Annotated in this window: 13 protein-coding genes; 2 read left to right on the plus strand and 11 right to left on the minus strand. The window is 46.3% G+C overall.

Going from position 1 to position 14,460, the window contains the following annotated elements; all coding sequences use genetic code 11:
* The 3 genes from WKT17_RS00270 to WKT17_RS00280 are packed head-to-tail and all read right to left on the minus strand — an operon-like array spanning position 1 to position 3,990.
* Positions 1 to 861 carry a carbohydrate ABC transporter permease gene (locus WKT17_RS00270; RefSeq protein WP_173748779.1) on the minus strand — a complete coding sequence of 287 codons (861 nt, stop codon included), beginning with the start codon at positions 859 to 861 and terminating at the stop codon, positions 1 to 3.
* A complete protein-coding gene (locus WKT17_RS00275) occupies positions 843 to 1,745 on the minus strand; it encodes a carbohydrate ABC transporter permease (protein ID WP_173748780.1) in 903 nt (300 codons plus the stop codon). The genes WKT17_RS00270 and WKT17_RS00275 overlap by 19 nt, the downstream gene beginning before the upstream one ends.
* Positions 1,687 to 3,990 (minus strand): ABC transporter substrate-binding protein, encoded by a 2,304-nt coding sequence (locus tag WKT17_RS00280; RefSeq protein WP_291681201.1) that lies wholly within the window; start codon positions 3,988 to 3,990, stop codon positions 1,687 to 1,689. The genes WKT17_RS00275 and WKT17_RS00280 overlap by 59 nt, the downstream gene beginning before the upstream one ends.
* Before the next feature lie 155 nt (positions 3,991 to 4,145).
* Between WKT17_RS00280 and WKT17_RS00285 the strand changes: the two genes are divergently transcribed.
* Positions 4,146 to 4,832 (plus strand): response regulator transcription factor, encoded by a 687-nt coding sequence (locus tag WKT17_RS00285; protein WP_291681202.1) that lies wholly within the window; start codon positions 4,146 to 4,148, stop codon positions 4,830 to 4,832.
* Positions 4,832 to 6,136, plus strand: a complete 1,305-nt coding sequence (locus WKT17_RS00290; RefSeq protein ID WP_173748783.1) for a sensor histidine kinase — start codon at positions 4,832 to 4,834, stop codon at positions 6,134 to 6,136. Before WKT17_RS00285 ends, WKT17_RS00290 begins: the two co-directional genes overlap by 1 nt.
* Here the strand turns inward: WKT17_RS00290 and WKT17_RS00295 are convergent.
* The 8 genes from WKT17_RS00295 to WKT17_RS00330 all read right to left on the minus strand — a co-directional run bounded on the left by WKT17_RS00295 (position 6,129) and on the right by WKT17_RS00330 (position 14,318).
* A complete protein-coding gene (locus WKT17_RS00295) occupies positions 6,129 to 6,572 on the minus strand; it encodes a GNAT family N-acetyltransferase (RefSeq protein ID WP_173748784.1) in 444 nt (147 codons plus the stop codon). The two genes, WKT17_RS00290 and WKT17_RS00295, sit on opposite strands and share 8 nt — an antisense overlap.
* A gap of 96 nt (positions 6,573 to 6,668) precedes the next feature.
* On the minus strand, positions 6,669 to 7,805 hold the full coding sequence (gene nspC / locus WKT17_RS00300) for a carboxynorspermidine decarboxylase (protein WP_291681204.1): 1,137 nt from the start codon (positions 7,803 to 7,805) through the stop codon (positions 6,669 to 6,671).
* Positions 7,805 to 9,007 carry a saccharopine dehydrogenase family protein gene (locus tag WKT17_RS00305; RefSeq protein WP_173748787.1) on the minus strand — a complete coding sequence of 401 codons (1,203 nt, stop codon included), beginning with the start codon at positions 9,005 to 9,007 and terminating at the stop codon, positions 7,805 to 7,807. The genes nspC and WKT17_RS00305 overlap by 1 nt, the downstream gene beginning before the upstream one ends.
* Positions 9,008 to 9,059: 52 nt before the next feature.
* The gene (speB, locus tag WKT17_RS00310; protein WP_291681205.1) at positions 9,060 to 9,920 is read right to left on the minus strand and encodes an agmatinase; all 861 of its coding nucleotides are present in this window, start codon (positions 9,918 to 9,920) and stop codon (positions 9,060 to 9,062) included.
* Complete coding sequence (gene speE / locus WKT17_RS00315) at positions 9,901 to 10,761, minus strand: polyamine aminopropyltransferase (RefSeq protein ID WP_173748789.1); 861 nt, start codon at positions 10,759 to 10,761, stop codon at positions 9,901 to 9,903. The genes speB and speE overlap by 20 nt, the downstream gene beginning before the upstream one ends.
* A gap of 1 nt (position 10,762) precedes the next feature.
* Complete coding sequence (locus WKT17_RS00320; protein ID WP_291681206.1) at positions 10,763 to 12,217, minus strand: aminotransferase class I/II-fold pyridoxal phosphate-dependent enzyme; 1,455 nt, start codon at positions 12,215 to 12,217, stop codon at positions 10,763 to 10,765.
* A 16-nt stretch (positions 12,218 to 12,233) separates the two neighbouring features.
* Positions 12,234 to 12,992 carry an adenosylmethionine decarboxylase gene (gene speD, locus WKT17_RS00325; protein ID WP_173748791.1) on the minus strand — a complete coding sequence of 253 codons (759 nt, stop codon included), beginning with the start codon at positions 12,990 to 12,992 and terminating at the stop codon, positions 12,234 to 12,236.
* Between the two features lie 486 nt (positions 12,993 to 13,478).
* A complete protein-coding gene (locus tag WKT17_RS00330; RefSeq protein WP_291681207.1) occupies positions 13,479 to 14,318 on the minus strand; it encodes a DegV family protein in 840 nt (279 codons plus the stop codon).
* Positions 14,319 to 14,460: the final 142 nt, after the last annotated feature.

Here is a 14,460-nt window from a genome sequence, read left to right on the forward strand (position 1 = left end):
TTACTCCTTTAGTCCTGACGCAAGAATTCCCTGCTCCAGATAATTCTGCCCGCAGGCAAATAAAAACACCGACGGCGCCATAATTAAAATGGAAGCCGCAAAAGCGGTCCCCATATCATGAATTGTGATATTAGACAGATACAGGGAAACGGGAAACAGGCTCTTGTTCTTTAAAAATGTCATAGGCGCCTCAATGGCATTCCAGTATTCCAGAAAATTCAGAATCAGAGAAGATACCACGCCCGGAATTCCCAGGGGCAGACCAATGTAAAAAAAGGAGGCTGCCACTCCTGCACCGTCCACCTTTGCCGCCTCTAAAAGGGTGTCCGGTATCTGCTGAAAAAATTTTGTCATAAGAAATACCGGGAAAGTAGAGAAAATGCCCGGCAGTATGACAGACCAGTGGGTATCCAGTACACGCAGAAAAGACAGCACCGTATAACCGGACACCATGGTTACCTGAAAAGGCAGAATCATCAGAATCATATACAGATAAAGAATCATCTTTCTTCCCCGAAACCGGAATCTGCCCAGTGCCCAGGCTGCAGGCAGTCCTAAAAGCAGTTGTCCGCCCAGTATGGGAAACACCTGCCTGCAGGAATTCCAAAACATCACAAAGAAATCCGGACTGTCTAAGAGAAGCTGCAGATAGGCTTTTAAGGTAGGATACAGAGGAAACAGTTTCCACTGCAAATTTCCGGAGTCCCCATAAAGGACACTGCCATAGCTTTCTCTCAATTCTTCCGTTCCCATAAAAGAGCCTGCCGTCAAAAGCAGAACGGGAAAAATCAGAGCCAGAACAAACAGGGTGATCAGTATCCAAATCACGGCTTTCTTTCTTCTCACATTCCCTGCCCCCATTTCTCTTCTATTTTCTGGCTTCCGATGAGAATACACCCCAGAACCACTGCAAGCATTACGGCCGCTGCTGTCATTTTCTGCATATCCAGCTTCAAAAACCAGTTGTTAAACAAATTCTGCAGCATGTAAATACTGTCATGAGGATAATTTCCCGCAATCATCCATGCTTCCCGAAATACCTTAAAGGCATTGACCAGAGATAAAATACCGGTCAGAAAGGCTGTGGGAAGCAGCAGGGGGCAGGTAATATGAAGAAAGCATTTCCAGCCCCCTGCCCCATCCATTTTCGCTGCCTCATAAAGGCTGTCGGGAATCCCCATAAGACCGGAAAGCCACAAAATCATGTCATATCCCAGATTTTTCCACAGATAAACCGCCACCAGTACGCCAAAAGCTTTTGGCGTATTCATATAATCCACTCCTTTGCCGCCAAAATGCTGCAGCGCTTCGTTTAAAATTCCGTTTTTATCAAAAAACAGCTGCCAGAACAACACCACAGACCCGGCCGGCACCGCCATGGGCAGCAAAAATCCGGACTTTAAAAGACTGCTTCTCTTCCCTGCCTGCAAAAGCAAAATTCCAAAAAGCAGAGAAAGTCCCAGAAGCAGAGGGAGGCACACGGCCAGAAATCTGACCGTATTCCCCGCTGCCAACCGAAAAGCAGTATTTTCCAGAACATTTTTATAATTTTCCAAACCCACAAATCTGCCGCCTACTGCCTGCAAAAAAGACCTCCGTACCACATCGGCAAAGGGAATCAGAATAAACACACTCACTCCCGTAAGACTGGGGGCCAGCAAAATCCAGGGAATCAACTTTTCCCTTTTATTCGGAAAGGTAAAGCTGCATTTTTTCACCCAAAGTCTGCGCTGCTTCTTCTGCACTGATACTTCCTCCAAAATACTGTTCTGCACAGTCGATAAATGTTTCTCTTACAGACAGGTCAATAACCAGAGGCGTCTCTGCCTTTTTCGCCAGGGCTAGAATCGGCTCCAGCTGTTCTCTGGACGGATAGCCGTAGGAATGCGTTTCTCCTCCGCCATAGCTGATGCTGAACATCTCCTCCTGTCCGGATTTTTCTGCAATATCGGCCTGTTTCTCCAAACTTTCCGTACGAACCGGAAGTCCCTCCACGAACTCCTGCTGCTGAATCTCATCGCTTAACATAGTCTGTATAAATTCTTCTGCCAGTTCCTTCTCCCTGGAAGAAGCATTGATACCCATACGATTCATGGACAGGTACATATTATGGGGATTCTCTACAGAAAGTTCCGGCTGCTTTTTCAAAATATCACACAGCAGAGAAATTTCTGCCAATCCGGTCAAATCGTCCACACCTGCAATATCTGTTTCCTCATACAACTCCAGCATACCGATACCGGAAAATGCAGACATGGTATTTCCGGATAAAATGCGGCCTTTAAAGTAACTTCCCCAGCTCTCTTCCATATCTTCGGATGGATTGTTGTCCACAAGCTGCTTAGACATTTCCAATAATTCCTGTATCTTTTCTTCCGAAAAGCTGCCGTCTTCCTGACGAAGTTCTTCATAATTTGACGCAAACAAAAGGTATGCCATTTGTCCGTAAGACGCGGCTCCTATGATTTTTCCTTCAGGCTGTTCCTGTAAAAATTTCTTTACGGAATCCAGGCTGTCCAGTCTTGCCATGGCTTCTTTTGTACCATAAAATACCGGAAGACGGAAGGACGCCGGTATTTCATAATTTTTCCCGTCCTTTTTTGCGCCGTCCACAATTCCCTTTAACAGTGTGTTATCATTCTCGCCTTTGTCCGCCAAATCGGTTAAATCCTCCAGAATTCCTTTTTCAATATAAGAATCTACAGGCAGGTCATCCAGGAAAAGCACGTCGGCCCCTTCCTTATTCAAAAGACTGGTATTCAGTGCATCAATATAATCCTCCGGTTTTCCTTCTGCATCCTGCTTCAGGGCATATTGATAATCCACATCTACTTCCGGATGTTTCTTCTCAAAAGCCCTTACGGCTGCTTCCACCATACGGCTTTCATAAAGCCCGTACAGGGACAGGGTTTTCTCTGTCTTGGTGCTTGCGGCAGCATTGTAATAATAATGGCAGATGTGAAAAGTTCCGGTCTGATAATTGTCATAAGCTGCATAGAAATTCTTTTCACCGCCTGCCATGAAATTTTTCATTGTCAGACTATTTTTCATTTCTCCCATATTTCCCCGGCTGCCATCATAAATCTGTTCGCCGATACTGCCATTCTCCTTATATACAGAAATTCCTTTTTCCGTTGCAATATAATAAGTTCCATCCCCTGTAGCAGCCAGAAATCCGGTTCCTGCCTCCATATTTTCCACCTTGATTTTTCCCGTTTCTTTTCCTGTAGTCCCGTCATACAGAAGAAGATTTTTCTGGTCTTCACTGATGGTTGCAATGGTATTCCCGGTAATGTTTATCATACCGTCATTGTTGGTGACTATCTGATGACTGGGCAAGGTGTATTTTTCCTTTCCCGTGGTTCCATCATATAAGACAATGTTAGAGGATGCCACTCCTACCAGAGCAATATCACCGTTTTGTGCGGCTCCCAGATAATACGGGGCAAAACCGCCGTTTTGCTGTTGGTATTCCATATCCAGGCACTCCACCGGAATTTCCTGGGTCTCTCCCTCCTGGGTGTGACGGTAAAGATACCAGGGCTGGGGCGGAAGACTGATTTCTCCCTCCTCTGTAGTAGTCACACCAGACTCAGAGGTATCGGTAATTCCACAGGTCATAAGGTAGAGATTTTTATCGGCTCCCTGAAGGAGATAGTACACATAGGTACTGTCGTTGATTTTCTCCTCCACCCAGTTTTCTTCCTTTTTTTCCCAGTCGCTGCCGCCCTGATGTGTATAGGAAAATACCTGCGGGCTGACCTCTCCCGTCTGGGTATAGACCTCCAGTTTCCCATCCTCATTCAGATAACTTCCAAGATAGGATTCCTTCTCTCCCCAGGGGCCTTCCATTTCCTCTTCCACATAACCCCCTTTGGCTTCTTTTTCAGAATCTTTTCCGTCTTTCTTTTCTTTCTGGGAACATCCTCCCAGCATTCCAAGGGTAACTGCCCCGCAAAGTGCAAGGGCAAGCGCTTTTTTGAATTTCATCTGTCAATCTCCTCTCTGTACCCTAATCGTTGTTTCTGTATCTATCATAACAGGGAAATCTCTAAAAATCTTTAAAGAATCCCAGATGTTTTTGGAGATTTTTTAGAGATTTGTATGATACAATACAAAAGAAGAAAACGAAAGGATTTATCTATATGCGAATTTTATTAATCGAAGACGACGTTTCTCTATGTAAGGCACTGCTGATTCACCTTGGCAGCCAGGGGTATGAAACGGATGTGTGCCACAATGGTACCGATGGGCTCTCCTATGCCTTGCAGAATACCTATGATTTGATTATTTTGGACCGCATGCTGCCGGAACTGGACGGAATGACGCTGTTAGGTGCAATCCGGAAAAAAAATATTTCTACTCCTGTGATTATGGCAACTGCCATGGATTCTCTCCGGGATAAAATCAGCGGACTGGACTGCGGCGCAGATGACTATATTACCAAACCTTTTGATGCGGAGGAACTGCTTGCCCGTATCCGCGCCCTTACCAGACGCCCGGCCGTTCTGAAAGAATCTCCCCTGCTTTGTTTCAGGGACTTATGCTTCGACCCGGAAAATCTGGAATTATCTGCCAATGGAAAATCTCTGTCTCTCTCAAAAAAAGAGGCTGGACTTATGGAATACTTTCTGAAAAATAAGGAGCAAAATCTGCGCCGGGGACTGATTCTCTCTTATGTCTGGGGGGCTGACGCGGAAATTGAGGAGGGAAATCTGGACAACTATATTTATTTTCTCAGGCGGCGGCTGCGCACCTTAAAAAGCCGGGTGCAGATTAAAACCATTCATGGTGTGGGATATCGTCTGGAAGGAATACAGGAGGACACCTGATGTTTCAAAACCTTCAAAAAAAACTTACTTTTTTATATACGCTGACTACCGGAGCCATTCTCACAGTGATTCTCATTATCTGCTTTTTCTACATGAAAAGTTCTATGGAGGCCCGGTATAAAGCACAGTTTTCCAGTGTTTTTCTCAATATTTCCAACCGGTTTCAAACAGAAGCCTTTTTCACAGATTCCTGGCTGTCCCAGATGGAAATGGATAACAGCCTGCTCATTCATATTGAAGAAAATGACACCCCTCTGTTTTTCCGGGGCGCTTTCCAGCCTGAGACCAGCCGGGAAACCCTTTTAAAAAAGGCCCGGAAAAAGGCAGTAAAAGAAGGCATTACTTCACAAAAAGCGGCTCTGTCCTCTCCCCTGCAGTCTTCTGTCTTTACCGTCAAAGGCACCCAGGGGGATTCTTATCTTGGCATGTGTTTCCTGGTGTCCACAACGTTTGGTTACAAGTCTCTTTTTGTCTTACAGGATATTACGGCTTTCTCCAGACAGCTTTTATGGCAGGGCGTATTCTTCCTGTTCACAGGTCTTTCCGGTATCTTTCTGCTGTATCTGGCAAGCTGGCGGACCGTTGGAAAAACCTTGCTGCCTCTGAAAGAAAACCAGAAAAAACAGGCGGAATTTATTGCTGCCGCCTCTCATGAGCTGCGCTCTCCCCTTGCGGTGATTCAGGCCAGCGCATCTGCTGTCCGGACCTCTCCTGAAAATACAGATTTCATGCTTATCAACATTGAAAAAGAGTGCACCCGCATGGGAAATCTGATTAAAGACCTTCTGATTCTGGCTGCTTCAGATTCTAAAAAGTGGCATCTGACCCTGGGAAACCATGACAGCGATACCCTGCTTCTGGATGTATATGAAACCTTTGAACCTGTCTGCCGCCACAACGGCATAACGCTGAATCTGATGCTGCCGGATATGGAACTGCCCCGGATTCACTGCGACAAAAGCCGGGTAATTCAGATTCTCACCATTCTTCTGGACAACGCCATAACCTATACCTTACCTGATGGAATGATTGACCTGGAAATTTTTATTAAGAAAAGAAATGTCTGCTATCTGGTTGCAGACCATGGAAATGGAATCCCCGATGAAGAGAAAGAACGGATATTTGACCGCTTTTATCAAAGTGACAAATCCCGGAAAGAAAAAGAGCATTTCGGTCTGGGACTTTCCATTGCCAGAGAACTTACAGAACTGCAAAAAGGAAAGCTGACGCTGACAGACACCCCAGGAGGCGGGTGTACGTTCTGTCTGATGCTACCAGCCGCAGAGGAAGGGAATGTCACATAAAGGCATCCCTTCCTTTCCATTCCATAGTAAACTCTTCTTCCCCGGTGTCCTCATCCTGTCCTTGCTGCAGCACAAGAAAGTCTTCCCGCAGATAAAAATTCACTGCTGCTTCATTCTTTTTATATACCTTTAGCTTCAGTTCTGGTTTGGCTGCCTTGGCAAAATCCAAAAACTGCCTGCCAATCCCTCTTGAACGATATTCCTGTCTCACAAAAATTCCGGCTATATAGGATTCCATTATGCCTATAAATCCTTCCAGAACCCCGGTATCTGTATTTTCTGATACCATAATTTCCGCCTGAGGCAGCAGCGCCCTCACTTCTTCAAAATGGCTTTTCCAATAGCTGCTGTCTATAAAGTCATGAGCCTCCATATTGGCGGTGAGCCAGATTTGCATTACTTCTTCCAAATCAGACGCCTGCATTGCTCTAATCATCTGTTTACTCCTCTCTCATCTTTCTGTCTCTTTACCCAAAAGACTGCTGCGCCTCTGTCCTCTTAAAGACAAAGCCCGCAGCAGTCTTCTCTATACTTAGGAAAGCCGGTTTTTAAAGTCCTCATATCCGAACCTCTTTACCAGTTTTCTTTTCCCATCTATCCCTTCCCAGACTATATCCGGCAAAGGCATACCGTTAAAAGTATTGGTTTTCACCATGGTATAAAGCGCCATATCCTCCAATACCACCTGGTCGCCCGGCTTCAGCGGTGTGTCAAAGGAATAATCTCCTATGACGTCTCCGGCCAGGCAGGTTGGTCCTGCAAGTCTTACTGTGCAGGCTTTTTCTCCCGGCAGCCCGCTGTCTTTCACAGGGGGACGGTAAGGCATTTCCAGCACGTCCGGCATATGACAGGCAGCGGAAGTATCCAAAATAGCAATATCCATGCCATTGTGAACCACTTCCAAAACTTCTGATACCAGAAATCCTGCCTGCAGCACAACTGCCTCCCCCGGCTCCAGATAAACCTCTACTCCGTAAGTTTCTTTCAGCCGCTTCACCATCTCTGCAAGAGCCTCCACATCATAATCCTCTCTTGTAATATGATGTCCTCCTCCCAGATTCAGCCATTTCATCCGGGAAAGGTACCTTCCAAACTTCTCTTCCACAGCTTTTAAGGTAATTTCCAAAGCATCTGCTCCCTGCTCACACAAAGTATGAAAATGCAGCCCGTCCAAAAGCGGCAGCAATGCCTCATCAAAATTTTCCAGCGTAGTTCCCAGCCTGGAAAAAGAGGCGCACGGGTCATAGATAGCATGTCCCTCCTGGGTAGAACATTCGGGATTTATCCGCAGTCCCACGGATTTCCCCGCCAGTTTTGCCTTTTTTGCATACTTTCGCACCTGCCCCGGGGAATTAAACACCACATCATCTGCATACTGCAGCAATTCTTCAAATTCCTCTTCCCTGTATGCAGGGGAAAACACATGGGTTTCCCCGCCGAAGTTTTCATGCCCCAGCTTTGCCTCATACAGACCGCTGGCTGTAGTTCCCGCCAGATATTTTCTCAGCAGCGGATAGGCATAAAACATAGAAAATGCCTTTTGTGCCAGCAGAATTTTACAGCCCGTCCGGTCAGAAACCTGCTTTAAAATCTCCAGATTTTTCACAAGTTTCTTTTCGTCCACCAGAAAATACGGTGTGGAAAAGGAATTTTTTTCTCCCCCTGCCATTAATCCACCAGTACCGGATTATGGTCTTCCTGCCATGGAAGCCCCCAGGTATTCAAAGCATCCATAAATGGATCCGGATCAAACTCTTCAATATTGTGTACACCCGGTTTATTCCACTTTCCGGTCATGACCATCATAGCTCCAATCATAGCCGGCACACCTGTGGTATAGGCAACCGCCTGAGAGCCGGTTTCTTTGTAAGCCTCTTCGTGGTCACAGATATTATACAGATAGTAGGTTTTCTCTTTTCCGTCTTTTTTGCCGCGGAAAATACAGCCAATGTTGGTTTTTCCCTTGGTGCGCGGTCCCAGAGAGGCCGGGTCCGGAAGCACTGCTTTCAAGAACTGCAGCGGTACGATTTCCTTTCCCTCAAACAAAATCGGTTCAATGGAAGTCATTCCCACATTTTCCAGACACTTTAAATGTGTCAGATAGCTCTGTCCAAAGGTCATAAAGAAACGGATTCTCTTAATCCCCGGAATATTCAGTGCCAGACTTTCAATTTCCTCATGATGAAGAAGGTACATATCCTTCTGTCCTACTTCTTTGAAATTGTATTCTTTCTTAATTTCCATAGGTTCTGTCTCTACCCAGTGACCGTCTTCCCAGTAAGAGCCCTTTGCAGAAACCTCCCGGATGTTGATTTCCGGATTAAAATTGGTGGCAAACGGATATCCGTGGTCACCGCCGTTGCAGTCCAGAATATCAATATAATTGATTTCGTCGAATTCATGTTTCAGGGCATAGGCGCTGAACACCCCTGTTACTCCCGGGTCAAATCCACTGCCCAAAAGCGCCGTAATGCCTGCTTTTTCAAAGCGTTCTCTATATGCCCACTGCCAGCTGTACTCAAACTTTGCCGTATCTTCCGGCTCATAGTTTGCAGTATCAATGTAATGGGTTTTCGTAGCCAGGCAGGCATCCATGATAGTCAAATCCTGATACGGAAGAGCCAGATTCAGAACCACATCCGGTTTTTCCTTTTCGATTAAAGCAATCAGTTCCTCCACCTGGTCTGCATCTACCTGCGCAGTTGTAATTTTTGTCTTTGTCGTACCTTCCAGCTTTGCCTTTAACGCGTCACATTTGGATACTGTACGGCTGGCAATACAGATTTCCTCAAATACCTCACTGTTCTGACAGCATTTGTGAATTGCTACAGAGGCTACGCCTCCACATCCGATAATCAACGCTTTTCCCATATTTGTTTCCTCCTGTTTTCTTGGTTTTATGTATGTTATAAATAAATTGGTATTATGCCTTCTTCGTAAGAGCCAGCAGCATTTCCCGGATAATCTTTCCTGCTGCTGCCGTAGAACTTCCGCTGGCGTCATAGTGCGGACTTAACTCATTCACATCACAGCCCACTACCCTGGCTCTTTCACATACCAGCGTCACAGCCCGGCGAAGCCTGTCAAAGCTCACCCCTCCCGGTTCCGGCGTTCCGGTTCCCGGAAAGACGGACGGGTCCATCACATCCAAATCCACGGTAAAATAAACCGGTCTGTCTTCCAGGGCAGCAAGGGTCTCTTCCAGCCCTTCAAAATCAAACTTCTGCATACAGGTGTGTTCCCTGGCCCAGGAAAACTCTTCCCGGTCCCCGGAGCGGATACCAAACTGGTAAATTTTTCCGTCTCCAATCAAGTCCCAGCAGCGGCGCAGTACGCAGGCATGAGACAGCTTTTCTCCCAGATAATCCTCACGCAAATCTGCATGGGCGTCAAAATGAATGATACAAATCTCCGGGTATTTCTCCTGCACAGCCTCAAAGGCTCCAAGCGTCACCAGGTGCTCTCCCCCTACCATAAAAGGCAGTTTTTCATCCCGTAAAATTTCCCCGGCTCTCTCCCGGATGGCAGACAGAACATCTCTGGTATTTCCAAAGCAAAGCTCCAAATCCCCCGCATCCATTACCAGACTGTCGATTAAATCCCGGTCCTGGTAAGGGCTGTAGCTTTCCAGTCCAAAAGACTCATGACGGACGGCGCTGCTGCCAAACCTGGTTCCCGGACGAAAGGAGGTGGTAGAATCAAACGGTGCACCAAAAAGAATGACCTCAGCCTCCTCATAATCCTTATCACATTCCAGAAAAGTTTCAACATTCTTTCTCAACATTTTTCAAAAGTTCCTCCACATACGCAGGCAGATAAAATGCCCCTTTATGCAACGTTGTCGTATAGTAACGTGTCTGAATCCCCCGGGTATTCCATTCTTTTTCCCTCAAATGCTTCAGCGGATGATACTTCTTGGAAGCAAATCCAAAAAGCCAGTGTCCGGAAGGATATGTAGGAATATGGGCCTGGTACACCCGGCTGACCGGAAAGGTTTCCGTAATATTCCGGTGTGCTCTCTGGCAGGCTCTGGCATCCTCCTCATAGAAAGGACTTTCATGCTGATTCACCATAATGCCGTCTTCCTTCAGCGCTTTATAGCAGTTTCCGTAAAATTCTCTGGTAAAAAGCCCCTCCCCCGGGCCAAAGGGATCTGTGGAATCCACAATAATCAAGTCATACTTATTTTCACATCTGCGGATGTATTTCAGGCCGTCCTCATAGCGGATGTTTACCCGCTCATCATCCAGACAGCAGGCGGTTTTAGGCAGGTATTTGCGGCAGACCTCCACCACCATATCATCAATCTCCACCAAATCAATCTGCTTTATTTCCGGATAACGAACCAGTTCCCGGATGACACCTCCGTCTCCCGCGCCGATAACCAATACCTTTTCCGCTTTAGGATGTACTGCCATGGGGATATGGGTAATCATTTCGTGATAAATAAACTCGTCCTTCTCCGTCAGCATCATGTAGCCGTCCAAAGTGAGAAATCTTCCGAATTCCGGCGATTCAAAAATATCAATCCTCTGAAATTCACTCTGACCGCTGTAAAGCTGCCGGTCTACACGAATGGAAAATTTCACATCCTTTGTCTGTTTTTCCGAAAACCAAAATTCCATACTACACTCCTTTCAGTACGTTGAGCTGGCGAATTTCCTCATCCTCCGGCCCGGTAAGGGTACAGCCCTTTTCTTTTGCATATACAATATGTTCCACAATGGCCTGTGTCACCTGTTCTCCCGGTGCAAGAAGAGGAATCCCCGGCGGATAGCACATGACAAATTCACTGCATATCCGTCCCACACAGTGCTCCAGAGGCAGTGCCTCTTTGGGCGCATAAAACGCATCCTGGGGAGATACCGCTACCAGGGGCGGTATATACTCCTGTTCCAGCAAATCCACCTTTTCCTTCCCGAATCTGCGGGAAATCTCTGAAAGAGCAGAAACCAGACGCTCAACGTCCCGCTTTCTGTCTCCAATGGAAAGGTATGCCAGCACATTGCCGAAATCTCCGAATTCTATCTGAATGTCATACTCATCCCGGAGCAGATCATAGACTTCAATGCCTGCCAGCCCTACTTCCAGCGTATGTACAGAAAGCTTGGTCACATCAAAATCGAAAACACTGTCACCGTTTATCAGTTCTTTGGAAAAGGCATAAAAGCCTGGAATCTCATTGATTTCGCTTCTGGCGTATTCGGCCAGTTCCATGACTTTTTCAAAGGTTTCTCTTCCCCGCAGAGCCAGATTTCTTCTGGAAATATCCAGACTGGACATGAGAAGATACGAACCGCTGGTAGTCTGGGTCAGATTGATAATCTGGCGGACATGTCCCGGCGAAATTCCCGGTCCTGTCAGCAAAAGGGAACTCTGGGTCAGACTTCCCCCGGACTTGTGCATGGATACCGCTGCCATATCCGCTCCGGCCTCCATCGCCGATACCGGCAGCTTATCCGAAAAATAAAAGTGCGTTCCATGGGCCTCGTCAGACAGACAGTACATGCCATGCTCATGTGCCAGCTTCACAATAGAGCGGATATCCGAACAGACCCCATAGTAGGTGGGATTGTTCACCAGCACGGCCTTTGCATCCGGATTTTCCTCTATAGCCCGTCTCACATCTTCCACAGACATACCAAGAGGAATCCCAAGCCTCTGGCTGCACTGGGGATTCACATAAACCGGAACTGCCCCGCACAGCACCATGGCCCCAATCACACTTCTATGTACGTTTCTAGGCAGGATGATTTTTTCCCCTCTTTTGGCTACCGAGAGAATCATACTCTGCACCGAGGAGGTCGTGCCTCCCACCATAAGAAAAGCATGGGCTGCATGAAAGGCCTCTGCCGCCAGTTCCTCCGCCTCCTTAATCACGGATACGGGATGGCAGAGATTGTCCAGAGGCTTCATGGAATTTACATCCATGTTCATGCACTGCTCTCCCAAAAGCTGTGTCAGTTCCGGATTTCCCCGGCCTCTTTTGTGTCCCGGCACATCAAAAGGCACCACCCGCATCTTTCTTAAATTTTCCAACGCCTCATAAATAGGGGCATTCTCCTGAGATAATTTTCCCATTTTCCCATCTCCCCTGTCAGTAAATATTTCTTCCGCTGAAGACCTCTATCATTTCCCGCCGCAGGCTGTTCATAATATCCAGCCGTTTCTTGGGCGGCAGTTCGTAAATATCTGTATTAAAAAGATAATTCTGCAAATCAATTTCCTTTAACATCATTTTCGTGTGGAAAAGGTTTGCCTCATACACATTGATGTCTACCGCATCATACCGCTGCAGGGTTTCTGCTGCAATATAATCCTGAATAGATGTAATCTTATGATCCATAAACAGCTTCCTGCCGTTTACACTGCGGGTAAAGCCCCGTACCCGGTAATCCATGGTAATAATATCCGAATCAAAAGAGCCTATGAGGTAATCCAGTGTAGACAGCGGTGTAATTTCTCCGCAGGTTGCCACATCAATGTCCACCCGAAAAGTGGCCAGACAGGTTTCCGGATGGTATTCCGGGTAAGTATGCACTGTCACATGGCTTTTGTCCAGATGAGCCACCTGAGTGCTGCCTGCGGGAATCATAGACCCTTCTGCAATCAGCAAAGTCACGGACGCCCCCTGGGGTTCATAATCCTGCTGGGAAACATGCAGTACCTGGGCTCCTATCATGTCCGTCAGATTGGTTAAAATCCCCGTCAGTCTTTCGGAATTGTACTGCTCGTCAATATAGGCAATATAGTCTTTCTGCTCTCTGGCCGTCTTTGCATAACAGACATCATAAATATTAAAGCTCAGGGCTTTCGTCAAATTATTAAATCCATACAATTTCATTTTCTCGCCCACAACGGATAACTCCTTTTTCTTCCTGAAATATGGCTTTTTCGCAGGCTTAAAGCAAACGTAAAAAGCCGCAAATGACGTATATTTCTACACATCACCTGCGGCTGACCATTTCTTATCCATGTTTTTAAATTCTGCACAAGGCAGAAAATAAAGGTTTGATTATGGAATTACTCAAGTTCAGAGTCTATATAGCAAATATCTTACTTTTACTACTCTTATTGACCGTTTCACAAGTTGATGTGCATCTGTACGCACTGGTTGTAAAGTTACCAACTTATAAAATTTGAGCTTTTAACTCAATCAATAAGGCAACTTCCGTTGCCAATCGGCAGTTGACCCGGCTGTCCGTATGGCCTTAATCCCTTCCGGGATGGTCACATAAATATTTGCATGGAATCTGTCGAACTTTGTATCCCATAGCATTTCTACTATATCTGATTTTTTTCTTCCTGTCAATTCCTTTGTGAGACAAATTGCAAAACAAAACTATAAGACTACAATCACGCCTCCGTCATTGGCATACATGGTGCTGACACCTGCCGTATCCAGAATCACCACATCTTTTACGGAAACTCTCTGCAAAATCGCCTCTTTTACAATTTCCGCTCTGGCCGGACAGTTGCAGTGGCTGATAGCCAGCACCTTTTCCTCGCTGTCCTTTGCCCTCTGGGCAACATAATCCACCATTTTCATCATGGCCTTATTAATGCCCCTGGCCTGGTCCAGCTGCACAATGGTACCTTCCGGGGTGGACCCCATCACCGGCTTGATTTTCAGCGCAGATGCCACAAAGGCTTTCAGATTGCTGAGTCTTCCGTTTTTGCGCAGAGTCTCCAGATTCTCCAGGACAAAGTATGTGTTCTGGGAATCAATGTACGCCTCCACCGTTTCAACGACCTGCTCAAACGCCATGCCCTGCTCCTCGCACTCCCGAATCTTCATGGCAATGAGCGTTTCCCCTACCGAAGCAGAACGGGAATCAAAGACATATATTTTCTGCTCTGGCCGGTTCTCCAGAAGAAGATTTTTTCCCAGCACGGCGCTGTTGTAAGAACCGCTCAGATTAGAAGACAGGGTGACTGCATATACACGCTCTGCACTGCAGTCATAAGCCTGCATATACCGCTCCGGAGAAGGGCAGGAAGATTTCGGACACTCCGGACTCTGTGCGGTCTTTTTCAAAAAAGCGCTTTGGTCAAAGGTTTCATCATCTATAATATCCTCTCCTTCTACCGTAAGCGTCAGGGGGATACTTTCTATATTTTCATCTGTTTTCCAGCTTTCGGGCAGTTCGCCGCAGCTGTCTATCACTATTTTATAACTCATTTTCAACAACCTCTTTATGTAGTTTTTAATACCATGTCTTATAATAACACAAAGCCTGCTATTTGAAAAGGTTTTTTCCGGGAAAACTCTAGGATTTTTTCTGATTTTCGTTTATACTGTTCTTATCTGTGTTTCATGCAGT

It is taken from the genome of Blautia sp. HCN-20427 (genome assembly GCF_037890365.1).
Taxonomy (GTDB): Bacteria; Bacillota; Clostridia; order Lachnospirales; family Lachnospiraceae; genus Blautia.